The organism is Actinacidiphila yanglinensis, assembly GCF_900107965.1.
GTDB classification, from domain to species: Bacteria; Actinomycetota; Actinomycetes; order Streptomycetales; family Streptomycetaceae; genus Actinacidiphila; species Actinacidiphila yanglinensis.
Map to the genome: position 1 here is coordinate 18,114 of NZ_FNVU01000031.1, position 22,833 is coordinate 40,946.

The 22,833-nt window shown below is 69.5% G+C and carries 20 protein-coding genes and 2 pseudogenes; 10 read left to right on the forward strand and 12 right to left on the reverse strand.

Annotated elements, in window-relative coordinates; all coding sequences use genetic code 11:
- The first annotated feature begins 101 nt into the window (after nucleotides 1–101).
- The 7 genes and pseudogenes from C4U44_RS41360 to C4U44_RS38920 form a co-directional block, all read left to right on the forward strand.
- A complete protein-coding gene (locus C4U44_RS41360; protein WP_146088456.1) occupies nucleotides 102–302 on the forward strand; it encodes a hypothetical protein in 201 nt (66 codons plus the stop codon).
- A 30-nt stretch (nucleotides 303–332) separates the two neighbouring features.
- Nucleotides 333–1,490, forward strand: coding sequence for a bifunctional class I SAM-dependent methyltransferase/NUDIX hydrolase (locus C4U44_RS38885; protein ID WP_235032674.1), 1,158 nt, complete (start codon nucleotides 333–335; stop codon nucleotides 1,488–1,490).
- Nucleotides 1,491–2,527: 1,037 nt separating this feature from the next.
- Entirely contained in the window at nucleotides 2,528–2,731 is a 204-nt protein-coding gene (locus C4U44_RS38895; protein WP_103890915.1) for a cold-shock protein, read from the forward strand.
- 1,206 nt (nucleotides 2,732–3,937) lie between these two features.
- Nucleotides 3,938–4,408 carry a helix-turn-helix domain-containing protein gene (locus tag C4U44_RS38900; protein WP_235032675.1) on the forward strand — a complete coding sequence of 157 codons (471 nt, stop codon included), beginning with the start codon at nucleotides 3,938–3,940 and terminating at the stop codon, nucleotides 4,406–4,408.
- Nucleotides 4,405–4,869, forward strand: coding sequence for a helix-turn-helix transcriptional regulator (locus tag C4U44_RS38905; protein WP_103890851.1), 465 nt, complete (start codon nucleotides 4,405–4,407; stop codon nucleotides 4,867–4,869). Before C4U44_RS38900 ends, C4U44_RS38905 begins: the two co-directional genes overlap by 4 nt.
- 444 nt (nucleotides 4,870–5,313) lie before the next feature.
- Nucleotides 5,314–6,018 (forward strand): nucleoside/nucleotide kinase family protein, encoded by a 705-nt coding sequence (locus C4U44_RS38915; protein ID WP_103890853.1) that lies wholly within the window; start codon nucleotides 5,314–5,316, stop codon nucleotides 6,016–6,018.
- Nucleotides 6,019–6,181: 163 nt separating this feature from the next.
- Nucleotides 6,182–6,529 (forward strand): annotated as a pseudogene (locus C4U44_RS38920) (transposase); the annotation flags it as partial.
- A gap of 17 nt (nucleotides 6,530–6,546) precedes the next feature.
- Here C4U44_RS38920 and C4U44_RS38925 read toward each other — a convergent pair.
- Nucleotides 6,547–7,749 carry an IS110 family RNA-guided transposase gene (locus tag C4U44_RS38925; protein ID WP_103890854.1) on the reverse strand — a complete coding sequence of 401 codons (1,203 nt, stop codon included), beginning with the start codon at nucleotides 7,747–7,749 and terminating at the stop codon, nucleotides 6,547–6,549.
- A gap of 236 nt (nucleotides 7,750–7,985) precedes the next feature.
- Here C4U44_RS38925 and C4U44_RS43745 point away from each other — a divergent pair.
- Nucleotides 7,986–8,296, forward strand: a pseudogene (locus C4U44_RS43745) (transposase); the annotation flags it as partial.
- Here the strand turns inward: C4U44_RS43745 and C4U44_RS38935 are convergent.
- The gene (locus C4U44_RS38935; RefSeq protein WP_103890855.1) at nucleotides 8,231–8,581 is read right to left on the reverse strand and encodes a hypothetical protein; all 351 of its coding nucleotides are present in this window, start codon (nucleotides 8,579–8,581) and stop codon (nucleotides 8,231–8,233) included. The pseudogene C4U44_RS43745 and the gene C4U44_RS38935 sit on opposite strands and share 66 nt — an antisense overlap.
- A gap of 25 nt (nucleotides 8,582–8,606) precedes the next feature.
- Here C4U44_RS38935 and C4U44_RS38940 point away from each other — a divergent pair, with 25 nt between their 5' ends.
- A complete protein-coding gene (locus C4U44_RS38940) occupies nucleotides 8,607–8,909 on the forward strand; it encodes a hypothetical protein (protein WP_103890856.1) in 303 nt (100 codons plus the stop codon).
- 27 nt (nucleotides 8,910–8,936) lie between these two features.
- On the opposite strand, the gene C4U44_RS38945 is transcribed toward C4U44_RS38940, so the two are convergent.
- Genes C4U44_RS38945 through C4U44_RS38955 form a run of 3 tightly spaced genes read right to left on the reverse strand, consistent with a single transcriptional unit; the run spans nucleotide 8,937 to nucleotide 9,985 of the window.
- Complete coding sequence (locus tag C4U44_RS38945) at nucleotides 8,937–9,455, reverse strand: hypothetical protein (RefSeq protein WP_103890857.1); 519 nt, start codon at nucleotides 9,453–9,455, stop codon at nucleotides 8,937–8,939.
- Nucleotides 9,456–9,473: 18 nt separating this feature from the next.
- Nucleotides 9,474–9,737, reverse strand: coding sequence for a type II toxin-antitoxin system RelE/ParE family toxin (locus C4U44_RS38950; RefSeq protein ID WP_103890858.1), 264 nt, complete (start codon nucleotides 9,735–9,737; stop codon nucleotides 9,474–9,476).
- Entirely contained in the window at nucleotides 9,737–9,985 is a 249-nt protein-coding gene (locus tag C4U44_RS38955; protein ID WP_103890859.1) for a hypothetical protein, read from the reverse strand. Before C4U44_RS38955 ends, C4U44_RS38950 begins: the two co-directional genes overlap by 1 nt.
- A gap of 272 nt (nucleotides 9,986–10,257) precedes the next feature.
- On the opposite strand from C4U44_RS38955, the gene C4U44_RS38960 reads away from it, so the two are divergent.
- The gene (locus C4U44_RS38960; RefSeq protein ID WP_322973739.1) at nucleotides 10,258–10,827 is read left to right on the forward strand and encodes a Uma2 family endonuclease; all 570 of its coding nucleotides are present in this window, start codon (nucleotides 10,258–10,260) and stop codon (nucleotides 10,825–10,827) included.
- A 378-nt stretch (nucleotides 10,828–11,205) separates the two neighbouring features.
- Here the strand turns inward: C4U44_RS38960 and C4U44_RS38965 are convergent, their stop codons facing one another.
- The 7 genes from C4U44_RS38965 to C4U44_RS39005 all read right to left on the reverse strand — a co-directional run bounded on the left by C4U44_RS38965 (nucleotide 11,206) and on the right by C4U44_RS39005 (nucleotide 22,573).
- Complete coding sequence (locus C4U44_RS38965; RefSeq protein WP_235032676.1) at nucleotides 11,206–11,964, reverse strand: hypothetical protein; 759 nt, start codon at nucleotides 11,962–11,964, stop codon at nucleotides 11,206–11,208.
- A gap of 496 nt (nucleotides 11,965–12,460) precedes the next feature.
- Entirely contained in the window at nucleotides 12,461–13,348 is an 888-nt protein-coding gene (locus tag C4U44_RS38975) for an ATP-dependent DNA ligase (protein ID WP_103890861.1), read from the reverse strand.
- Nucleotides 13,349–14,303: 955 nt separating this feature from the next.
- Nucleotides 14,304–14,852, reverse strand: a complete 549-nt coding sequence (locus C4U44_RS38980) for an Ig-like domain-containing protein (RefSeq protein WP_235032677.1) — start codon at nucleotides 14,850–14,852, stop codon at nucleotides 14,304–14,306.
- Nucleotides 14,853–15,041: 189 nt separating this feature from the next.
- A complete protein-coding gene (locus C4U44_RS38985; RefSeq protein ID WP_235032678.1) occupies nucleotides 15,042–15,797 on the reverse strand; it encodes an IPT/TIG domain-containing protein in 756 nt (251 codons plus the stop codon).
- A gap of 251 nt (nucleotides 15,798–16,048) precedes the next feature.
- Nucleotides 16,049–16,792 carry an IPT/TIG domain-containing protein gene (locus tag C4U44_RS38990; RefSeq protein ID WP_103890864.1) on the reverse strand — a complete coding sequence of 248 codons (744 nt, stop codon included), beginning with the start codon at nucleotides 16,790–16,792 and terminating at the stop codon, nucleotides 16,049–16,051.
- Between the two features lie 1,183 nt (nucleotides 16,793–17,975).
- Nucleotides 17,976–19,700 carry a protein NO VEIN domain-containing protein gene (locus C4U44_RS41795; RefSeq protein ID WP_160145201.1) on the reverse strand — a complete coding sequence of 575 codons (1,725 nt, stop codon included), beginning with the start codon at nucleotides 19,698–19,700 and terminating at the stop codon, nucleotides 17,976–17,978.
- Nucleotides 19,679–22,573 carry an ATP-binding protein gene (locus C4U44_RS39005; protein ID WP_103890867.1) on the reverse strand — a complete coding sequence of 965 codons (2,895 nt, stop codon included), beginning with the start codon at nucleotides 22,571–22,573 and terminating at the stop codon, nucleotides 19,679–19,681. The genes C4U44_RS41795 and C4U44_RS39005 overlap by 22 nt, the downstream gene beginning before the upstream one ends.
- Between the last annotated feature and the right edge of the window lie 260 nt (nucleotides 22,574–22,833).

A 22,833-nucleotide genomic window follows, 5' to 3' on the forward strand; every position in this document is an offset into this window, starting at 1 on the left:
CTCCGCCACCCAAGTCGCTGCGCTCCCCTTCCTCAGCCAACTACCCAACGCCATCGTGGCGCTCCCGGCCGGGGCGCTCTCGGACCGCCAAGCGCCCCCAAATGATCGCCGCGGACCTCACCGCCGCCGCGGGCCTGGCGACCATCCCAGCCGCCGCCTTCGCCGTCGTCCTGGGCATCACCAAGATCGTGCACGACGCGGCCGCCATCAGCCGAGACAAGCCCTCACCTCCGGCTGGTCCGCCGTCCAGACCTCCGGCTGTGACGTGCTCCGCTGCTACGCCCTGCGCCCTGCGCCCCTGACCCACTCACCTTTTACCGATGGAGGACTTGGTGACCATTGAGAAGGACACCGTCGACATCTGGAACACGTACGGCACCCACCAGATCACCAGAGGACTTCAACTGCCCGAGCTGGACCGGTGGGACTGGGGAATCCCGAAGACAGGCCCCGACACCAAAGCCCTCGGCGGGGTGGCGGGACTACACGTCCTCGACCTCGGCAGCGGCCTCGGCCGGCACGCCGCGAACCTGGCCACCCTGGGCGCCAAGGTCACCGCCGTCGACGCCTCATCCGCCCAGCACCAGCGCGCCCTCACCCGCTACCCAGACCACCCCGGCCTGCACCTGGTGTGCGCCGACGCGGTGGACCACCTGCGCACTGCCGACCCGTACGACCTGATCTACTCCGTCCGCTCCATGCCGTTCCTGGACCCCAACCGGCTGCTACCCGCCCTGGCCAACGGCCTCAAACCGGGTGGACGCCTGGTCTTCTCCGCCCTGCACACCAACTCGCACGGCGCCGGGCCCTCGAACGAGGTGGCCCCGCGCCCCGAGATCCTGCGACTGCCTGGCACAACCCAGGACCACCCCGTGAACATGTGGGTCCTCAGCGTGCAGCTGTGGGAAGACCTCCTGGTCCAGCACGGGCTCACCCTGGAATCGGTCACAGCGATCGCCTCCCCGACCGCCGACAACGCGCTCTCCTACCGGCTGTACACAGCCCGCCGCCCGGAACGCGTGCCCAGCCGCCCCCGCACCAACACACCTCCTACGCCGAACACCGCCCTCGGAGTCGGAGTGATCGTGTACGGCCCGGACGGCGTCCTGCTCGGCCGACACCGGCGCCGTACCTGGGAGCTTGCCGGCGGGACCGTCGAACTGGGCGAGACCTTCGCCGAGGCCGCCGTCCGCGAGCTCCACGAGGAGGCCGGCCTCATGGCCCGGCCCGACGACGTACAGGTGCTGGGGACGCTCCTGGACCGGGTGGGCAATGTCGCACGGCTCACGGTGCCCGTCCTCGTCACGCGCTGGTCAGGCATCCCCCATCAGCGCGAAGAGACCATCGGATCCTGGCGGTTCTGGCCCCTTATCGCAATGCCGCAACCGCTGTTCGTGCCCAGCGCCCAGTGCCTGACCGCCTGGAACCCCGCCCTCCCGCTCGACCACCCCCGCGCCCACTTCCAGCCGTACGCCTCCACCGGCCGGTAGCCCATCACCGACCATGCGACCGCGTTCGACAGAAAGGGCCTTACCCACGCCTCCGTCCACTTCTGCGTCGGGGAGGGCTCACACCGGGGGCACACAGTCGCCGACCCCCGTCCATACCCGGATACCGGGCACTACCCCTCAGGTCCCCCGGAGCGAAACGCTCCCGGGCCGGCGCGGACGCCGCGGGCTCCCCCGCGCCACCGCACCGTCGGCCGTCCAAGGAGGACGTGATGGCACGGAGACCGCAAGCTCCCTCCACCTACCGGGGACCACCCCGCTCCACCTGCCCCGGCCCTCCAGTGCCCCCGCCGCCATCGCCAAGGCCGCCACCGACGCCATCCGCAGAACACGCTGAGACGCCGTCACACGACCACGATGATCAGACGCACAACCCCTATCCGCCAACGCGCCCTCCCCCGAACCAACTCACGTCCGAATGACGGGGCGTTCGTCTGCGGCAGACAAGCCGCACCCTCGACGGGACTTCGTGACCCATGCTCCATGCGCGTCGGCGTGCGGCGCAGCTCATCGCAGCCAAGCCGCCTGACATCCGCCGAACGGCCCCCTGCACTCACTACCAGCACACCCGCCCACGCCACCCGCTGACCGCAACCGCCGACAGACGGGCCAGTGCCGCGCACGAAAGGCATCATCTGCACCCGCTCACCCCCAGCGGGGCCCGCATCCTCGCCGCCCATGACAACGGCGCCGTGATCCATGCATGGATTGTCTGCCATGGAACCGGCTCGCGCCACCGAGTTCTCCAGCGCGAACCTACTGCGGAGATGAGGCGGGCTTCGGGTGGCACCAGGGCGGCATTGGCCGGAGAAAAATTCGAGGCACTGCCATCAATATTCGGCGGTGAGTGTGCGGCTGCCGGTGTAGTGTCAGGACCAGCTGTCATGGTTCCGAAGTACCGGTCGCCCGTGAGCACGTGCACGGGCGATCTTGCTGTTCACAGTCTCTGAGGACCAGGGCGATCACCTCCGGTTCCCGAACGACGCGGGAACCGACTTCGAACCCCCTTGGAGGGCAACATGGCCAGTGGAACCGTGAAGTGGTTCAACTCGGAAAAAGGCTTCGGCTTCATCGAGCAGGACGGCGGGGGCCCTGACGTCTTCGCCCACTACTCCAACATCGCCAGCTCCGGCTTCCGCGAGCTGGTGGAGGGCCAGAAGGTGAACTTCGACGTCACCCAGGGTCAGAAGGGCCCCCAGGCGGAGAACATCACCCCCGCCTGACCCGACACTCCGCACGGCGCCCGCCCCGCGGCACCTGCTGGGCGGGCGCCGTGCGTCCTCATAAAGCTGCTGCACCCTGCGGGGCAGCCCCCTGAACGAACTCCTTCGGCATTTACCAGTCGACGGACTCACGCAGGAGGGCGATAAGGACCGAGGGATCACGTCGCACGGGGCTCAAGTTGCCGGCGATGCGCTCACATTGCTTGACCGACCCACCCACCCCGCTACTCGGATTCTGCGACCATCGGCCAATGAACGACAACAGGGATCGTTCGGAACTGCGCGCACTGGTCGGCACGGTAGCGGCGCGTCTTGTTTACCTGACCCACCGCGAGATGACGCCGGCCTTCGAACGCCTGGGCATGCCACCGATACCGGAGGATGCTGGCTCCAAGAGTCAGCGGATTGGGCTGAGCCTCCGACAGATACCGGACGCTGGTCTGCCGCAGGTCGCACGACGCATCCTGGATCAGTCCGACATCTCGGTGAACCCATCGATCCGCTTCCAGCTCGAACGCCCCACTGCTCGGCTCACGGTCCTGGAACGGTTTCCTCACCACATTCCCCTCCCCGGAGCGCGGGTCACCTTGCAGACGACCACTTCTACTCCTGCCCCATTCAGGCAGATCAGGCCCTGGCAGGCAACAAGCACGCCGGCTACGAGGGAGAAGGTGGCCCCGGGACGGCGTGCGGTCGGGCCAAAGCCCCTACTGGTGACAGGCGGCGGGCGGAGCCCTCGTAACCGGCGAACGAGTCCAGGCCGGCTAGAAGACGAAACGGGCGTGCGACATGGCCCAGGCAACGAGAATGTAGAGAAGAATGTAACCGATGAATACGATGATCCAGGCCGTCAGACAGCAACTACTGAGCCTGTCCATCCCGGTTTTGGGATTGTCCGCCCGGTGAGCATCGGGATCATCTGGCCGTTCCTGTAACTGACCCATACCTCCGAGGGTGCCAGCTATCGCCTGGCGCCCTGGGCCGCGCGACGGTCCCGAACGGGTCTCGATGTGGCAACGCGACACGGAGGGCCACCCCCCGCCATGCGCTTGCAGCTGGGACACAAAAACCGTCTCACCTGCAGGGCGTTGATTCCCGATCAAGCAAGGAGAGCCCGTGGGCTAGCCCTTGAGGCGTGGCACGTCCGCGCCGGTGCAGGCGGGACGGCTGTCTCCAGCTCCGGCGCCGGCGGACACCTTCGACGGCATGGAGTCCGCGCGGCAGCTGCTGTTGTCGCTGGAGAAGCTCGCTCGCAAGGGTGGCACGTTCAGCACCAACCCGGACGTCAAGCCGTATGCCTTCTACGGCGGTCAGCACCTGAGCGTGTCGCAGGTCATCCGGGCGAACTTGTGGAAGTTCCACCTGTCGGCGACCTCGCGGAACGTGCTGGACCATATGACGGTCCATCACGACGACCAGGCCCTGGTGCAGATGACCCAGGCGAGCTTGGCGGTGAAGTTCGGCTGCTCGCAGTCGAAGGTCTCCCGCGCGGTCGGGGAGCTGACCCGGCACAACTTCGCCTGGAAGGAGCGGCGCGGCCAGTATCGGCTGCACCCGCTGTACGCCTACCGGTGGGGCAGCCGCAAGCAGCGCACGCTGCTGGCGAAGCTGGGTAAGGACACACTGACCAACAAGGAGATCGTCATCCCGTCGGTCAGGAAGGAGACCTCGCGATGAGCACGCCCGGCTTCCATAACCCGGAGATCTTCGAGGTTCTGCCGAACGCTCGCCCGTCCCCCACGGCCCGCGACGTCTTCGACGTCCTGACGGCCCGCCAGGAGCCCGGTGGGCTGGTCCGGATCAGGCAGCAGGAGCTCGCGCAGCGCCTCGACATCACGCAGGCCGCCGTCTCCCGCGCGATCGGCCAGCTGCGCGACAAGGGCATCCTCGGGGACCGCCAGCGCAGGGGCACCGTGCTGATCCACCCGCTGCTGGCCGGCTACGAGTCGCTGACCCACATGCTCAACCACCTCCAGGACCCCGCCACCTTCCTGTGGCCGCTGAACTTCCCCACCGGCGACATCCGCCCCCCGCGCAGCAGCGACCCCCGCACCGGAACCGACTTCGACCCGGACCCTGACGGGGGCGAGGACGCCCCCGCGCCCGACGCCCGGCCATCCCTGCGCCTGGCCGGCTGAACAGTCCTCCAGAACCTGCTGAAGTCCTTCGGCGCCGCACTCCCGAGGAGCGGCGCCGAAGTCATACCCGAGGCGGCACGCCGTTCCCCTCCCGACCGCCACTTGTGAGCCCATCAGCTCGGGCGCCTAAGACCGTGTCCTACGTGGTGAGGCGGACGTAGCGCTTGTAGCAGCACAGCGAACTTGCCGTTCGTGAGCGCGAACGAGGCGAGCAGTCCGAGCGCGCCCGCGGTCAGCAGCAGCCAGGTGAAGGCCTTGGTCGGCGCGATCCCGCCCCGTTCCCCCGGCTCGCCGCCACCGCCCGCTCGGACGTCGTCCAACGCGGAAGTCGTCATGAAATTCCTGCCTTTCGGAAGCCCGGGAACCCCATTGTTCAGGCGGAAGCCGTGGAAACAAGCGGATCACCGGCCTCCACCGAGAGGGGACCGTTCTATGCTTGACCGCATGGACGAGGGGTCGGGACGTGCCACGAACACCGGCGAACGCACGGCGGTTCTCCACCATCTGGCCCGGATGATCAGCGAGATCGAACGGCCGCATCCCCTTCGCGTCGGTGTGGACGGATTCTCCGCGGCCGGCAAATCGACGTTGGCCGAAGAACTGGCCGCCGCGGTAACGGATCTCGGGCGGACCTGCCTTCGGGCCGAACTGGACGACTTCAAGCGGCCCCGGTCCGAGCGCCCTCCGGGCCCGGCCGGCTTCTACCGCGGCGCGTTCGATCTCGACGCGATCCACTCTCTCCTGCTGGCACCCCTTGGACCGGGCGGGGATCGACGGATCCGCGTGAGGTTCTTCGACCAGCGGAACCAGAAACCGTTCCCGGACGAGGCGCGGTCCGTGTCCGAGGACGCGGTCGTCATCGCCGACGGCGCGTACCTGCTCCGTCCGGAACTTCTCGAACTCTGGGACTTCCGCATCTTCCTCGACATCGATTTCGACCTGGTGCTGGCCAGGGGCGCCGCGCGTGACGCCGCCTGGATGGAATCCGAGCAGGCGGCGGCGGAGCACTATCGCGACTACTACATCCCCGCCGAGCGGATCTACGACACCGAGGCCGATCCTCGATCCCACGCCGATGTCATCGTGGACAACCGGAATCCCGCACACCCGGTACTTCGCCAGGGCCGAACGCGTCGAGCCACCACGTAAGGCGCTCGGGAAGGCGAACTCCTTGGGCATTCCGCCGTGGCCGGACTCCTTCGCGCACCCCTCGCCAATGACCGCCGACCTCTTCGCAGGGAAGCCGATGCCCCCGCGCGGACGAAGTGGCTAAGACCGTGTCCTACGTGGTGAGGCGGACGTTGAGATCGGCATGGGGCGGGGTACGTGGAGTTGGATTGTTCCGGACGGGCTGTGGGAGATCGCGGAGCCGCTGATCCCGCTGTCGAGGGTGCGCCGACAGGGCGGCGGAACACAGGACACGTCTGACGAGACGCTGTTCGCCGCGATCATCTACGTGCTGGTGTCCGGCTGCGCTTGGCGGGCACTGCCGCCGTGCTTCGGGATATCGAAATCGACGGCGCCTCGCAGGTTCCTGATCTGGTCCAGAGCCGGCGTATGGGGCCGGCTCCAGGAGGAGATCCTGCACCGACTGGACGACGCCGGAATGCTCGACCTGTCGCGGGCCGTGCTCGACTCCGCGCATGTCAGGGCTAAAAAGTGCCCCTATGGTTTTCGTCAAGCGGCCGTTGTAGCGGGTGCTTGGTAGAAGGTGCCGTCGCGGAGCATGGCGAAGAGCACGTCGATGCGGCGTCGGGCGAGGGCGACCAAGGCTGCGAGGTGGTGTTTCCCCTCGCGTCGCTTCTTGTCGTAATAGGCGCGTGACTCCGGCTGGGACAGGGAGGCGAACGCGGCGAGGTAGAAGGCGCGTTTGAGTTGCTTGTTGCCGCGTCTGGAGGGGTGCTCGCCGCGGATGGAGGACCCGGAGCTTCTGGTCACCGGTGCCAGGCCTGCGTAGGCGGCCAGGTGTCCGGCGGTGGGGAAGGCGGTGCCGTCGCCGACGTCGATGAGGATGCGGGTTGCGGTCCTGACCCCGATGCCGGGCATGGAGGTCAGGACCTGGGAAAGAGGGTGGGCCTCCAGGAGCTGCTCGATCCTTGTGGCCAGGAGCTTGCGCTGTTCCAGGACTGAGCTCAGCGAGGCGGCCAGGCTGGGGAGGATGAGTGCGGCGGCTTCGGTGCCGGGCACGACCACGGTCTGCTCGTCCAGCGCGGTGAAGATGTCTTCGACCAGGCGCTCGGCCATGCGGGGTGCCTTGGGCCGTAGCAGTGTGACCAGTCGGCGGCGGCCGGCCTTGCGCAGCTGGGTGGGAGAGCCGAAGCGTTCGAGCAGGCCCAGGACGGCGGGATGGTCCAGGCGCGGGCCCAGGACTCTCTCCAGCGAGGGGTGAATCTGTGTGAGCAGGCCGCGGAGCCGGTTCTTGATCCGGGTCGATTCGCCGGCGAGGTCGTCGTCGAAGCCTGCGATCATCTCCAGTTCGGCGATGGTCTCGTCGGCCTGCTCCAGGTCTCGCAGGGTGTGCGGCATGGTGCGGGCCGCGTCCGCGATGACGTGTGCGTCGCGGGCATCGGTCTTGGCCTCGCCCGGATAGAGATCGGCGATCCGGCGCATCGTCAGGCCGGGCAGATAGGCGACCCGGCAACCGACGTGGCGGGCGACGGCCAGCGGCAGCGCACCGACGGTGGCGGGTTGATCGACCACCACAAGCACGGTCCCATGCCTGGCTTGGAGCTTCGTGAAGAGCTCACGGAGCTTGGGCTCGTTGTTGGGCAGTGCCTTGTCGAAGACCTTTTTGCCACTGGGGGTGAGTGCGGCCGCGTGGTGCTCGCCTTTGCCGACGTCCAATCCGAGATAGAGATCTATGGCGTCGGTGCTGGTCAACTGGGCCTCCCCTGGTCTCGTCCTCCCGACCCTGCGGCATCGGCGTGCCGGCATCCACGTTACGGAGAGTCTGCTTCACCCGGGAACGGGGTCGGCGCTCAAGCCCCTCATCAGCGGTCTGCCAACGCCTCCGAACCCGGTGACACCGCTTTTTCGATCATGATCGACAAGGGGCACAAGTCATGCCGGGCCAGGAGGCCGGGAACCCCATTGCAGGGCCGTGAAAACGGTAACGGGGCGAACTCACAGGTCCAAGCCCGTGGACCGGGGCAGGCCGGGTTCCAAGATGCACGTCCTGTCGGACGCGAACGGCCTGCCCCTCATCGTTGGCATCTCCGCGGCCAACGTCCACGACAGCCAAGCCCTGAAGCCCATGGTTGAGGGCCACCCAACGAGACACGACCCCCACCGCGGCCACTACTTCAAGCCCCAGCGCCTGCATGCCGACAAGGCGCACGCCGTCCCTCACCTGAGGAGATGGCTATGGGGCAAGCGCATCGGCGCCCGCATCACCCGCCAGAACGTCGGCGCCGCCTGCGAGCGCCTCTTCCCGCCCGGCCAGGACTCTGACGCGGGCAGTGGGCTGCGCACCATCGGCGACGGCGCTGCCGAAGAGGCCATGGAGCGGGCCGCGCAGATGACCGTTCAGCAAGAACAGGTACAGGTGCGCACCGAGATCCTGTTGTTCGCACTCGCCCTCGACCCAGGCTTCGCCTCCGCCCGAGTCCTGGCCCACCTCGACGTGCCCGCAGCCCGGATCAAGAAGGAACTCGACTGCCGCCTGGGCGACGTCCCGCGCCGCAAACGGCTGCGCGGCCCGGCCCGCCGGCAATGCGGGCGTTCGTTGGAGCTACGTGATGATCACGAGCGGGTTAGCGGAGGCGCTGCGCCGCGACGCCGCGGTGCTACTGGAGGACTACCGGTCGGGCGCCTGGGTGCCGGACCCGGCCGAACGGGAACTCGCCGAGGGCCTCGGGCGCAGCCGCTGGGACGCGCACGTGCTGCGCGCTGTCCTGCGGGAGGTGTCGCCCGGGGTGCGCAGCGGGCGGCTGGTCGACGTGCTCGCGCCGGCCGCCGGCATCGTGGACCAGGCCGCGGGCGCCGAGGACGTCGTGCTGCAGCTGCGCGTCCTGGTCGACGCCCTCACCACCTGGCCGTGAGCACGGCGCCGTACCTGGACCCTTCGGTCACAGGGTCCCGGCGATGGTCTCGCAGATGGCCAGGGGAACGGCCGCCTGGTGCAGGTCGCCCTCGGCAGCGTTCTGGCAGGCGATGCCGAGCACGGACGCGAGGTCCAGCAGCGGTTCGTCCTCGCCGGCATCGCCGCGTTCTTCGAGGCGGGCCTGCAGCACGCGGTCGGCCTGCTGAAGGACATCGGCCCAGACTCCGTCGAACGCGTTCGGGTCCACGCCGGTCAGCGGGGTCAGCCACAAGTCGGCGTGCGACTGAAGCAGCTGCTCGGTGGGCCGGAAATCCAGGAAGGCGCCGCACGTCTGCCGGGTGCCGTCGGCGTCGGCCGCGGTGCCCGGCCACGCGGGCAGCGCGTCGACATGAGCAGGGCACAGGAAGCCGATCCAGGCCGGCGCTGCCCCGGCTTCGACGGGCGGTCCCTGGCGCAGCGTGGTCGCCGTCTTGGAGCAGCTGAGCAGCGCGCGCAGGGAGGTGAACTGCCGTCCGGCAGCGAGCTGCGCGAAGAGGGAGGGCATCCTGGTCTCCTTCGTGGGCTACGCCTCGATGTACGACACGACCACCACGGTGCCCAGCGCGGTGACGAAGTAGATGACCCGCACGTCGTCGACGTCGTCGCGGTAGTCGCGCAGGCCGGGACGAGAGCCGGGGATCGGGGCGCCGGCGTCGGGATCGACGGACAGTACCGCCAGGGCGCGGTCCAGGGCGAGCAGCTGGGCTTCGTCGGCCAGCGCCTCGATCTGCTTCTGCGCCGATTCCGAGAACGTGATCCGGGCCCGGGGGCGGGAGTGGCGCGGCATCAGGCGACGTGGCCGCGCGCGGCGTGCAGCTGCGCGAGCTTGCGCTCCCGCAGCTCTTCCCACGGCGTGCAGTCCGCGGGGTCGGGCAGGCCGTTGAGTGCGATGTCCTCAAGGACGCCGGCCAGCAGGTCCGCGTTCTCCCGGGTACGGGCCGCGTACGCGCGCAGCGCCTGCGCGCCGTCGGGCGTCAGCGCCTCACGGCCGGCGGCGCCGGGCTGGACGTCGTCGGGGACGGGCTGATCGCTCATCACGGCCTCCAGGGCGCTTGTGGGCTGATCCCACGGTAGCGCCGCCGCGGGGCCGCCCGGGCGGCCTTGCAGGGACAGGGCGCAGCACGAAGCCCCGGCCCGCCGGTGGGGCGGCGCCGGGGCTTTATTTGTGGGGGTCCGCTGTGTTCAACGAGCCCGGCCCGGAACGGGGTGGCCCGTTCCCGGCTGAGGTGGCCTTGAAGCCGTCCGAACCAGGCGACACCGGCCCTGCGGCCGGGGCAAACTAAGGCGATCGAAAGGAGGTGGAGGACGTGATCGGTGGCAGTTTCGAGCAGCACCACGGGCCCTGGACCGTGGACGACGTCCTCGCCCTGGACGAGGACCGCAGGTATCGGTACGAGCTGCTCGGAGAGTCGTTGGTCATGTCCCCTGCCCCCGGCCTGCGTCACCAGCGGGCAAGCCGCCGGCTCGCCAACTTCCTGGAGGCCGCGGCCCTGGTAGCCGGCGCCCCGGTGGAGGTCTTCGAGGCCGTCAACGTCACACTGCCGTCCGGCCTGGTCGTCCCCGACATCGTGGTCGCCGACGCGGGCGCGACCGGCCAGGACGGTGCCTCGATCAACGTCAAGGACGTGCTGCTGGTCGTCGAGTTGGTCTCCCCCGGGAACGCGACCATGGACCGCCGTTTCAGGCCCATGCTGTACGCCGAGGCAGGCATCCCCGCCTACTGGCGGCTGGAAGCCGACCCCGACCCCGTGCTGGTCATCTCCGAACTGCGGGGCGGCCGGTACATCAAGCGCACCACCGCGCTGGCCGGCGCCGTCACCCACGTCGATGTGCCGTTCCCGTTCGAGATCGACCCCGCGGGCCTGGCCCGCCAGTAACAGCACGACACGAAGCCCCGGACCGCCGTGATCAGTCCGGGGCTCCGTCATGGGGCTGCGATGCTCAACGAACCCCGCCCTCATCGGTTACGCGGCGCCACGCCCCGGGCTGAGGTGACCGTACGGGCAGCCGGCCCCGACCCGGCTCGGGGTTCACGGCCGGTGAGATCCGCACGGGTGTAACGCTGCCCGCCCGCTCCAGGGGTGCCCGGATCGGCTCGCCGGCGGGCCGGCCCGGGGCGAACGCGACACCCGGAACCCGGACACGGCGCCGCCTCCCGACGACGCAACTGTGCGGGCTGAGCTGCGGTTTCGCCTCACCGGACGGCACTGCGGGGTGTCACGCGGGGTGCCACGCTCCCCAGGGCGGGGCAACGCTCACCCTCCGTCAGCGTGACACCCGTCCCCGGCGCCGGTGAGGAACGCGGCGAGGTCGGCGGCCGCCTCCGGGTCAGCGGCAGCGAGGCGGCCGGCGAAGCCCAGCCGGTCGACGTCGACGCCGGGCTGCAGGCGGGTGAGCGCGGCCAGCAGCGCGGCATGGGTGAGCACCGGGCGTGTCAGCAGATCGGCGGCGGCCTGCCGGGCAGCCGGCTCCCGGTAGTGCCCGCGGTGGGTGGCCAGGGCGTGCGCGAACCAGGCGTCGACATCCGGCTGGACGTAGTGGCCGGCGCGGCGGGTGAGCAGGTCCCGCAAGGCTTCGTCGCCCGCGTGCGGTTCGGCCTGCGCGAGCACGCCGAGCTGACGCAGCGACTGGAGCTCATCGGCGCGGGCCTGAATCCGGGCGGCTTCGCGCAGCTCAGTCTGACGCGCGGCGTCGGCCGCAGCGTCAGCCGCCAGGCCCGCCCGCGCGACGTCATCGGTGTCCGGGTCGTAGACCGCGCCAGGGCCGGCCGCGGCGAGCATCTGGTCGATGCGCTCCCACTCCGCCAACTCCGCGTCGCCGCGAGGGTTGTCGGCCAGATCCTCGTGCCGGGAGGTCTGCCGGGCGTCGAACCGCGCTTCCTCCAGGGCGGCCGCGACCGCGCCGGCGGTCATGCCCCGGGCCAGGCGGCGCACCCAGCCCCGTCCGATGCGGGCGGGGTCGACCGGTTCACGGGCGACTGGCGGGCGGTGGACAGCTTGCCGGCGCGTGGTCATCAGCGCCTCGCTTTCAGACGGAAAAACATACCGGCCGTGGTGCGACCGGTAATTCGGTGAGCCAGGTATACCAGCTCTTCCGGACAGGCAGCTCAGAAGCTTAAATCTATAAAATCAACGTCCGCGAAAGCAACGTCGGGTCCGTTCGATCCCGGGCCGGAATTCCGAAAGTATGCGCACCCGAGTGCTTGTGCAACCAGCTCTTGAAGCTCGGCATCGGTCGCGCCCGCCTCGCGTGCGGCGAGGATACGGCCCGCGCGGTCCGGCGAGACGATCTGAGAGATGAGCCGCGGCCGCGGGTGGGTGATCCGCAGTCCCCCGGCATCGGTCGCCTGTTGGCAGACCCGTGCACGCACGCTGTCGCCTCCCTCACTCCGGCCCTACCCGGCGCGGGGCCGATGCTTCGGTCAGGGTCCGAAGCCGGTGACGTCCGCGGGGGTGAGGTCGGGTCGGTCGCGGACGATCCGCACGGGATGCCTCCATCGGCCCGTGGCGTTCAGGGAGACGTCGGCGGAGACCTCCACCACCAACTCCCCGCTCCACCACGGTGCCCGCCGCCGTGGCGGCCCGTCTCGGGCCGCTCCTGATCCCGGCAGGCGAGGGGCATCCGTGGGAGGGTCGCCGCTTCTCCGCCGCCTGGGGCAGCAGTGAGCCGCTCGAGGTGGACCTGGTGGTACCCGGCGTACCGCAGTCGGCCGGTGGTGTCGTAGCGGCCCAGCAGGACGGTGCGCGGCCGGGCCGGGCGGCCGGTTACCGCGGCGACGATTCCCTCCGCGGTGTGCCGCACCCGCCACTTCCTCCACCCCCGCGCCCCTCGCGCCCCGGGCCGGTACTTCGCCCGGGTGTCCTGCAGGACCAGGCCCTCGATACCGAGGGGAACCCAGTCCCTCAGCCACTGCTCCGCTACCGGCGTCTGGGACGTCGACGGGCACAGGTTGAACGGCGGCTTGAGGGCTTGGGCGGCGAACAGTGCCTCCAGGTCGGTGCGGCGCCGCGCGTACGGCATCGTCAGGTAGTCGGTGTCGGACCAGCACAGCAGGTCGAAGACGACCGCGGCCGCCGGGGCCTGGCCGGCGAGCCGGGCCACTGCGGCCGGTGTGCGGTTCAGCCGCGGCGTGAGCCGCTCGAACGCGAGACGGCCGTCGACCCAGATGACGAGCTCCGCGTCCAGGACCGCCGGCGCCGGCAACCGCTCCAGCGGGGCGGCGATCTCCGGGAAGAACCGGGTCATGTCCGTGCCGCGCCGGGAGCGCACCAGCACCGTTCCGTCCTCCCGCCGGGCCAGGATCGCTCGGAACCCGTCCCACTTCGGCTCCGCGACCGTGTGGGCGTCCAGGGCCCACTCGTTGACAGGCGCGGCCAGCATCGGCTCCGGGATCTGCATGCGCCGACGCCTACCACGCGACGCCGACCGGGACCGCGGATGTCGGCACAAGACGACGGCGGTTCCCCTGCCCGGGCTACCGCCCGCGACGGATGTCTCCCAGGACCTTCTCCCAGCCCGGCGGGCACATGGCCTTGTCTCTGGAACGGCACCGTGCCGTGATGGCGTCGCACCGAAGCGGCCCGCCAGGCTCAGCGTGGCGGGCCGCAGGATGCCCCCCGAGGGGCAGACAGACGCCCGAGTCGGTCCCCCAGGACGTCCTTGGCCGCGTCCAAGACGCCGTCCGCTCCATCAACTCCGGCGGTGGGCGGGGCCGCTGGAGCTGCTGCCACCCGACCGCCGATGCAGTGCCCAAGGACGGCCTGCGACGCCCACGGAAAGAATGCCATCGAGCGGCAAGCGCCCAGGAATTTAAAGCCAGTATTTCTCGGCGAAGAAAGAGAGACGTCGGTCAGTCTCGACCGCCACGTCTAGCCTGTCGGGTGCGTTCAGCGAGCCACCCGGGAACCTTGGCTCCGCATTGGATATCCCGGGACAGCCGACCACTTTCTTGACCTGCGACTGTCCCGGGCTCACCTGCTCAACGAGGAGCCGGTATGTCCATTATGCGCGCCTGGTCTACCCGTACCTCAACGACACGCCCATTCAGATTTTCGGCTGCCCAGAGAATGTCGCACCGGAGTTACGGTGGCCTGCCACGTCCCTACCGGGTCGCCCGAATCCCCGGTGCATGTTGCGACGGAAACTCCCTTGCCCTGCCCGTGGGCGGGGCGCGGTGGGATTGCCGGGGGGAATTCCCGAGACTCTGCCGGGCCCTTGGTTGCGTCGGGTGGTTGCGCCCACCGGGGCCAGCATCTCCCGCCTTCAGTGGCGACTGGGGAGGGGCCGATCATTGAGGTGCGGGTCGCGGCGTGCCTGGGGGACGCCACGAGTCCGTGGCGTCCCCCGGGTGGTTCTACCAACGGGAGCTGGGCTTGACGATGTTCGTGGTGTTGTGGCTGTTGATGTTGATCTCGTTGTGGATGTCTCCGACGTGGTAGTTGATCAGGCCGCACAGGAGGCAGCCCGGGTTGTTCGGTGGGGGTGTGGGTGTGGTGGCTTGGGTGACGGTGATGTCGGTGTCGTCGTTCGATGCGCCGCAGTTGGCGTCGCCGTTGTAGGCGGCGATGATGTGGTGGGTGCCGGTGGTGGTGAAGCCGGTGGTCAGGAAGGACTGCCCGTCGGTGGAGACGGGCGCGGTGGCGAGGAGGTTGTCGCCGTCGAAGAACGACACGCCGAGTCCGGTGCTCGGGTCGGAAGTGCACGTCACCGTTGCGTCGAGCACCACCAGTTGCCCGGTCGTCGCCGGCGAGGGTGACGCCTCCACCGTGGTGGTCGACGTATCGACAGCGGCGGCCGACGGGGCGAGGGCGACCACAGCGGCGGCGGCCGCCGCGGCGACCAGGAAGGCGGCTTTGGGGCTGCGTCGTTCAGGTCGTACACGTCGTTCGCGCCAGGAAATCACGGGGGCCTCCTCGATAGGAACGTCTGGTGGGGGGCAACATCGTTCGAGGCGTGACTTTAAGTCGCTTTTCAGAGCATTTCGGGGAGGTCTGGCTCCGCCCGAACTCTCCTGGGTGATCAGCTCGCTCGAATGGACCGGTCCGGCGGCGGCGTGTGGGGCCATCTGCAGGCAGGGGGCTGCGGGTTCGGGCTAGATCGCGGGGGGTGCCACCCGTAGGTAGGTGAGCGTGTTGCTCGCGCCGGCGGCCGTCGTCACCCCTACCGCCACCGTTCCCGCGGCGCCCGCGGGGGCGAGGGCGACCACCGTGGTGTCCGAGATCACGGTGAACGCCGCGGGCGTGGAACCGAACAGGACGGTGGTGGTCGTGGTCAGCCCGGTGCCGGTCAGGGTCACGCTGGCGCCGGCGCCGGTCGGGCCCTGCGCAGGCGAGAGCGCCGTGAGCACGGGCGCCGTCAGGTAGGTGTAGAAGACGGTGTTGCTGGTGCCGCCGGGGCCGGTGACGGTGCAGGCCACCGTTCCGGTGCCGGCCGGAGTGACCGCGGTGATCTGGGTGGCCGAGTTGACCGTGAACGAAGCCGCCGGGCTGCTGCCGAACGTGACCGCGGTCGCCCCCGTCAGCCCCGTGCCGGTGAGGACCACCGTCGTCCCGCCCGACGCCGGGCCCTGGGACGGCGCGATCGAGGTGAGGGTCGGCGCCGCCGCGTAGGTGTAGGTGACCGCGTTGCTGAGCCCGGCCGGCGTACGCACGGTCACGTTGACGATGCCGGTGCCGGGCGGGACCGTCGCGGAGATCACCGAGGGGCTGGTGACCGTGTAGGACAGGGCGGCCGCCGATCCGAAGGTGACGGCGGTGGCGCCGGTGAACTGACTGCCGTTCAAGGTCACGGGATTGGTGCCCGCCGCCGGACCCGTGTTGGGCACGACCGAGGTGAGGACAGGGGCCACGGTGACTCCAAGAGGTGTGGTCGGCCCGATCGCGCCGGCGGGGCCGTGAGCGGCAGGTCCCAGGCGCTACGGCGTGGTCCCTGCACGGGTGTGTGGCAGGGGGAATTCCGGCCGGGCTGTCTCCCGCGGCGCACGGTCGACGGCAGGCGGGTGCAGGGTCCCCGACCCGGGGATCGGGCCGGGGACCGCGAAAAGCAGGGCGCGGTGTCCTGGCGGGGGCCACAGAGGGACACCGCGCCCTTGATGGACGGTCAGATGCCCGGGCCCGCCACGTAGGTGTAGCCAGCCGCCAGGGTGTCGCTGCCGGCGTCGTTGGTCAGCACGACGTCGACGGCGCCCGCGGTCCCCGCCGGCGTGACGGCCGACACCGAAGTGTCGGACAGCACTCCGAAGATCGCGGGGACACCACCGAAGGTGACCCCCGTGGTGGAGGTCAGGCTGGTGCCGGTGAGGGTCACCGCGGTGCCTCCCGAGGTCGGCCCCGACGTGGGCGTGATCGCGGTCAGCGTCGGGTCGGCCACGTACGTGTACGTCAGGCCGTTGTTGCTCCCGCCCGCGGTGGTGACGGTGACACCGACGGAACCGGCGGTCCCGGCCGGCGCCGTAACGGTGATCTGGCTGTCCGAGACGACCGTCGGCGTCGCACTGTTGGCGCCGAAAGCCACGCTGGAGGCCGTGGCCAGCCCGGTGCCGTTGATGGTGACCGTCTCGCCGCCCGCGGTCGAGCCCGTGTCCGGGCTGAGCGACTGCTTGAAGGGCGCGCCGACGTAGAAGAACGAGACCGGGTTGCTCGTTCCGCCGGCCGTGGTCACGGTGACACCGACCGCTCCGTTGCCCGCAGGCGAGACGGCGGTGACCTGGGTGGGCGAGACGTTGGTGACGGACGTCGCCGAACGGGTGCCGAAGCGAACGGCGGTGGTGCCGCTCAAATTGGTGCCCGTGATGGTGACGAGAGTTCCGCCGCCACTCGGGCCCTGGTTGGGGGTAATTGGCATGAGCTGTTCCTCCTCGCTCGGAATGCGGTACTCTTCCGAGCAGTGACAGGGGCGTTCAGATCCACGGACATCCCGAAAAGGTGCACACCGACGTCACAACAACCACTGGCAGGTGGTTCGTTCGATGGCCTCGTGACGTGCGCGGATTGCGATGCAGTCCCGCATGAACCGTCACGCGCGAGGACATCGGACGTGACTCCCGACGGGGAACAACCGATCCCAGTCGAGGGGTTTTTCGTATGCTCCGTGGATCACCGCCCAAAGAAGCAGATGCCCGGATTAACCCATCTGAGCGGTCTCGCCATCAAGCGGTTCGGGGCGACGTCAGCCATACGGCGGAGCGCCCGGGAGCGCACACGGCGCCTTAAGGTTGGTACACGCAGAAATCGGAATACGCATTCCCCGCGCCCCCATTCCCTTTCGCGCCGCCACCACCGACACGAACGCCTCGCACACCACACCATCCACATTCCATGGTCACAGCCCGTCGGATCCGGGCCGTAGCAGCACCGGCAGACCTGGGCTCACACACAGGGCGGCTTGCCCACGGTCGAAGCCCGCTGATGGCAACCCCTGACGGCCAACAGCCCGAAGGCGCAACTGAGGCAGAGGTCACCTGCAACCGAGGCGATGGCGGCCCCACGCGGTGGTGGTCGTTCCCGTCGCGAGCGGCAGCGGTGCAAGCGGGAGGCCCCGGATCCGGAGGCTGCCATGACTGCCAGGGCCTCCCGCTCGAACGGCCCCCGACTAATGCGCCGGTGTACGTGGGGCCGGTGTGACGCATGCAGCGCACCACACACCTTTAACGCCTGAGTCGCCGAGGAGTCACTCGGACATCGAGCCGGGAGGCACCTGTCGATGGCCACAGGGACACTGTCATGCCGCGTTCCTCACACCCGACCGCACCGCAGACCGACGGGTCAGAGCCGCACCCGAGAAAGGCATCGTCTGCACCCCCTCACCCTCTCACCGGGGCTCGCATCCTCGCCGCCCACGACAATGGCGCCGTGCCCGGACACCCCGCCGCCCTGCCCCGGCTCCAAGCCGACGACCTGATCACCAACCGCCGAGCCGGCGACGGCGCCCACCGCGGCGTCCGCCTGCCCGGCCGGGTTTCCCTGAAGTGCCTGGAGGGCGGGATGAGCCGCGATCATCTGGTGCCGCCACCCGGAACTGGTGCGGCTCACTGCTCCGAAGGCCACTCGTACACCGTGGATGCCACCCCCGTGTACCGGACGCCCTTGAGCCTGGTCTCCGTCGGGAGCTCGATCTCGAAGCGGTTCACCGGGTCCGGGATGAGGCGAAGGGTCGGGGTGCCCTTGCCCTTCTCCAGGTGTGAGGCGATCACCAGGATGTAGTTGTCCCCTTCGGACATTGCCCGCCTGAACTCAGCACGGGTGAGGGAGAGTTCGAGGGGGACCGCACCGCCGTGCGCCTTGATCTCGAAGAAGCGCCCGGTCGAGTCGAGGGCGTCGGCCCCGAAGCCCGAGACTCCGCGCTGATCCTCCAGGTCGATGCCCTGGTCCCGCAGGATGCGCCGTAGCGCCCGCAGGGCGAGTCGCTCCTTATCGGGGTCCCGGTAGCCCAGCGGAGCGGACTGCTCTCGCGGCGGACTACCGCCGGGCCGGGAGAGGGGAAGGGATGAGGGCCATGGACTCATTCCGCCGGTACGCGTGTAACCCGAGGCGGACGGATCACTCGTGGGCGGCTGTGAGGGACCGGTGGTGGTGACCGTGAGGGGCGGAGCATCGAAGGCAGCTTCACTGACGAGGCGGCGCGCGGACGACGGCGGGGCCGGCTGCGGCGAGGGCGATGGTCTGCTTGGCAGGGTAGTAAGTGACGGGGCGGAGGGGAGGCTCTGGGCTGGCACCCTCTTTAGGGGTGGTGGCGGTGCTTGACGTGAGGCCGGAACACTCGGTGTGGGGTGCGTGGCCGGGGTCTCCTGCTGCCTTCGGCGCAGTTGTTCGTCGAGCCGCCGGCGGTCCTCCTGGTCCTGCTGCCCGGTCGACGTGAACGCAGTCTCGACTGCAGTGTCCGCCAGGCGCTCCTCCCAGACGTCGCGCCAACGGTGACCGACTCGGTGCCGTTGCCCGGGGAAGAGGGCGGCGATGGCCGTGCCCGTGCCCGGCTTGGTCGGCAGTGCCTCAGCGGAGCGGAGGAAGAGGGCGCCCTGCTCACGGGCGATCTGCGCGTCGACGGGCAGCTCAACGGGCTCGTGCGCTCCGTCCGGTTCAAGACGGATCCTCAGGTGGGGATGGATCCGTACCTCCAGGCCCGCCAGCCAATTCCAGTCGGAGAAGGACTCCGCGAGCTCGGGCTCGTCCCGTACGAGAAGGTCTTGCAGTGCGACGACAGCGCGGCGGAAGTCCTCGGTCAGGGTGCTGTCGGGCACCGAATCCTGGCCATCGATGACCAGTGCGCCGGCGACGTCCAGCGGGATGACCTTGAGTAGAGCGAACAGAGACGTGAACTGCTGGACGTCGCCTCCCGGCTTCCAGAGCGGCAACCGCTCGGCGAGTGCGCGTTCGACGCCAGGATGATCGACGGCATACACCGGCCTGGTCCGCGTCCACCCAGAGGTGGTCCAGAGCGGCAGCGGCCGCAACTTGTTGCGCACCGCGAGCGGGGCCGGTCCGCCGACAGAAGCGAGCCGGTCCCGCAGGGAGCGCAGGGCGTTGAGCATCACCTGCTGCTGGGAGGCGGGAAACTCGTCCTGCCGGGCGATCTCTTTCAGTACGTCGACCAGGTCCTCGGCTTCCGGCTCGCCGATGCCGAGGAGCTGCCACAGCGGTTCGAGGCCAGGCTCGGTGAAGGTGAAGGGGCGGAAGCCGCGCAGAACAGCGGTGCCGCTGAAGCAGTCGTCCGAGGCTTTCCAGCCCTGGTCGGTCAGGATGAGCTCCTCCCCCATGAAGGCGTGCCGGATGTTTCGCTCGACCTCGGTCCGCGGGACCTCGGTCGAGCGGTCCGTGAGACGTCGTGCGAGGGCCCGGTAGACGAGCAGCGCTTCCGCTCGCAGGCCATCTCCGATCTCGTCGCCGTCCCATGTGCGCTTTCGCAGTTCGCGGAGCCGGTCCGCGAGCCGGGGAACGTCGGGGTCGCCGGAAACGCCGAGGAGGGTGAGGACGTCGGTACGGCTAGCCAAGGCCTGCTGAATGTCTCTGTGCAGGTAGTCGGGGTCGTCGTGACCGTAGAGGGCCACGGCATCCGGCGTGCGCAGCTGAAGCGCGGTCGGGGGCCGCAGAGCACCGGTGGCGTCCTCCAGCCAGGCGGCGTCCCGCAGCTGCCAGACCCACAGGGCCGACGTCTCGCCGCGACGAACCACTTGCGGTCCGCCTGGGCCATCTGCACCCGGCCCTGTTCGGAGCTGGTCAGCGGCCCCGTGAGCGTGCGCAGTAGTGCGGCCGTGCGCCGCCGACGCTCGCCCACGTTCTCCTCGGCCACGATATCGGCCACGACGGCGCGCAGGTCGTCGCTGACGAGGTCGTCCAGCGTGTGCGTCGCGGTCTCATTCCACATCACCCTCCGGCGGTCCGGGAGGTTCCACATGCAATGGCGTGCCAGACCGATCCGGGAGTCCGCCGCGTATTGCTTGAAGTACGCGGAATCGAAGCGGTCGCGCGGGAGCGCTGTCAGGCGAGGGATGTCCGCGACGCCGAGAAGCCGGAGGAAGGCCGTTCTGCTCAGACCATTGCCCTGTGCGGCCGACAGGAGCGATCGCTCGTAGGAGCGGTGCACCCAGACGAGTCCCGGTGTCTTGCGGGCAGCGACAGCGAACCGGTCGCGGTCGGCGCTCTCCAGCTTCGCCGGAAGGTAGGCGGCGCGGGGCTCCACTACGCAGGGTTGCTCCTCGCCTTGGTCGTCGAACGTGAAGGCGTTCAGCCGTACAGCCCGCCCGATCTTGGGCCCGAGAGTGTTCCGGGCCCTCTTGGGCAGGTCGCCGAGGGCGCTTTGGAGGGAGGCGAGGCGGGCGATCTCCTCTGGTTCGTCGGCGTCGGGCAGTCGTCCGCCCGACTCGCCGAGCCGGGCGACGATCCCGAGGACGGCAGCCGTGTCGTCCCGCCGGATAAGCGATCCGCGACGCCGCAGCCAGTCGAGCACCTTCTTCGCGGCAGGGTCTTCAGCCCAGAAGGCGGGATGGAGATCGTGCACGACGCCCAGGCCGTCCAGGGTCCCGGTATCGCTGGCGGGCCCTTCGGCGTACGCGTGCCGACGGTCGGACGGATTCAGCGAACGCCCGTCGGCGCTGACCAGACACGGCTTTTGCGCCAGCGTGTATTCGTGGCCGGATTCGAGGGCGACCGCAGCAAGCCGGACGGTTCGTACGACATCGCGTTCCGCGTCGCCAAAGAGGACGAGCGCGTCCGTGACCCGCACCTCGGGGCGCAACTCGGCCGCCCCCGCCGCGCGCCAGTCAGCAAGGACGCGACGCCAGTGGCCAGCCCGGTCGCGGGCAGTGTGCGGAAAGGTGTAGGGGGCGCCGGACAGACGGGCGACCTCCGCGTCGTCAATCACGCCGGTCAGGGCGATCTCTTCGACGGCGAACTCAACCAGGGACACCGGGGGGCCGTCGTCGGACGCCGGGAGGACGAGATTCGCAGCGAGCGACTGTCGAGCGCGGGTCTGGAGCGTCGACCTGATCACGTCCTGCAGGTGGTGCGGTGGCGTGGCTCCGCCCGTCGGCGAGAGGTGCACGAGGTGCCAGGCGGCCGGATCCACGTGTCCGAGCACGTCGCGGACGGCGCCCTCCCACAGATCGGCCACCAGCGGCACGAGCTGCTGGTTCAGGCGACTGCTCGCGAATCCCTCGCGGCTGGCAACGGGGTCGAATTGGGTGTGGACGCGGGCGGCCATGTCGAGCGGTGCGACGGGCAGGCCAGCGTGGACGCTGCCGTGGCCGTGGACTTGCAGGGGTAGCGCCACCGCAACGGGAACCTCGTCCCCGAGTGCCTTGTGGTGACGCTTCCATTCGGGTCGCGGCGTGACCTGCGCTTCGTACATGCGCCAGACCGCTCCCTCGCTCGTCGTGGCGTGCCGCACCACCACGCTGGACTCCGTGCCGCCTATCTCCACGCGCGTGCGTGCGGCTTCCTCCCAGGACAGCCGCAGTACGGTGCTGTGTTCGCCGTCTGTCACCTCGATGTGTTCGAGATGGCGCAAGAAGAGCAGGGAGGAGTCACTCCAGCTCTCGAACCATGCGAAGAGCTCGTCAGCGGGCAGCTGTCCCGGCTCCAGGGGGATCCGGAAGACCGTCCACCTGGGCCCGGAGATCTCCTCCGGCAGCTCGGGGCGAGTAGCGGGTTCCAGAGTGAGACCGGCGTACCTCAGGTGGAAGGGACGGCAGTGGACCTCCCAAGTGGCGGCAAGAGCCCTGAGCGTCGAAAGACCGATGCCGAAGCGGCCCGTGCTCTGGGCGTCGGTGGTCTTGCCGGTAAGCCAGGGCATTCCCAGCAGCAGGATGTCGCCTAGGCGGACAGGGTCACCGTCGTGGGCGACCAGAAGGGCCTCCGGGCTCAACCGGAAGCGCAGTCGCCCAGCGCCGGCGTCGTTGGCGTTCTGTACGAACTCAGAGAGCACTTGCAAGGAGTCGGACGAAAGCGATTCGGCACCCTGCTGCGCGCCCGCCGCCATGCTGCGAAAGACACCCAACCCTCCACGCAGTCCTTCGTCGAGGAGACGAACCGCCTCCGCAGCCTGCTCGACCCCCGAGACCTCCAACCCCGGGTCCGCATGCGGATCATCCAGCAACTTCCGCACCGCCGACACGAGCGCCTCGCTGGCCACGCTGATCTCCCTCTCTCGCCGACTGAGTCACAGAACCGCAAGCGTCGCGGCTGCCGTGGCGCTCACGATCGCCAACCATCGCGATCAAGCCAATGTCCGAGCCTCCGACCGAAGCCCGCGACCTGCACCCTCACCTGCCTGCAGGGCTGAGTACCCAGGCAACGAGAGAGGCCAAGCACCCCTCACCGGCGCCCGTCGAACCGGCGGAAACTTCGTGGCCGCCCCGGCCAATTGTCACAGCCTGCTGCTAAAGGGCATCT

What these genes read in the sequence shown, in the direction of transcription:
- C4U44_RS41360 (WP_146088456.1), top strand. Translation starts at nt 102, where the DNA reads ATGATCGCCGCGGACCTCACCGCCGCCGCGGGCCTGGCGACCATCCCA.
- C4U44_RS38895 (WP_103890915.1), top strand. Translation starts at nt 2,528, where the DNA reads ATGGCCAGTGGAACCGTGAAGTGGTTCAACTCGGAAAAAGGCTTCGGC.
- C4U44_RS38900 (WP_235032675.1), top strand. Translation starts at nt 3,938, where the DNA reads ATGGAGTCCGCGCGGCAGCTGCTGTTGTCGCTGGAGAAGCTCGCTCGC.
- C4U44_RS38905 (WP_103890851.1), top strand. Translation starts at nt 4,405, where the DNA reads ATGAGCACGCCCGGCTTCCATAACCCGGAGATCTTCGAGGTTCTGCCG.
- C4U44_RS38915 (WP_103890853.1), top strand. Translation starts at nt 5,314, where the DNA reads ATGGACGAGGGGTCGGGACGTGCCACGAACACCGGCGAACGCACGGCG.
- C4U44_RS38940 (WP_103890856.1), top strand. Translation starts at nt 8,607, where the DNA reads ATGATCACGAGCGGGTTAGCGGAGGCGCTGCGCCGCGACGCCGCGGTG.
- C4U44_RS38945 (WP_103890857.1), bottom strand. Translation starts at nt 9,455, where the DNA reads ATGCCCTCCCTCTTCGCGCAGCTCGCTGCCGGACGGCAGTTCACCTCC.
- C4U44_RS38950 (WP_103890858.1), bottom strand. Translation starts at nt 9,737, where the DNA reads ATGCCGCGCCACTCCCGCCCCCGGGCCCGGATCACGTTCTCGGAATCG.
- C4U44_RS38955 (WP_103890859.1), bottom strand. Translation starts at nt 9,985, where the DNA reads ATGAGCGATCAGCCCGTCCCCGACGACGTCCAGCCCGGCGCCGCCGGC.
- C4U44_RS38965 (WP_235032676.1), bottom strand. Translation starts at nt 11,964, where the DNA reads ATGACCACGCGCCGGCAAGCTGTCCACCGCCCGCCAGTCGCCCGTGAA.
- C4U44_RS38975 (WP_103890861.1), bottom strand. Translation starts at nt 13,348, where the DNA reads ATGCAGATCCCGGAGCCGATGCTGGCCGCGCCTGTCAACGAGTGGGCC.
- C4U44_RS38990 (WP_103890864.1), bottom strand. Translation starts at nt 16,792, where the DNA reads ATGCCAATTACCCCCAACCAGGGCCCGAGTGGCGGCGGAACTCTCGTC.
- C4U44_RS41795 (WP_160145201.1), bottom strand. Translation starts at nt 19,700, where the DNA reads ATGGGGGAGGAGCTCATCCTGACCGACCAGGGCTGGAAAGCCTCGGAC.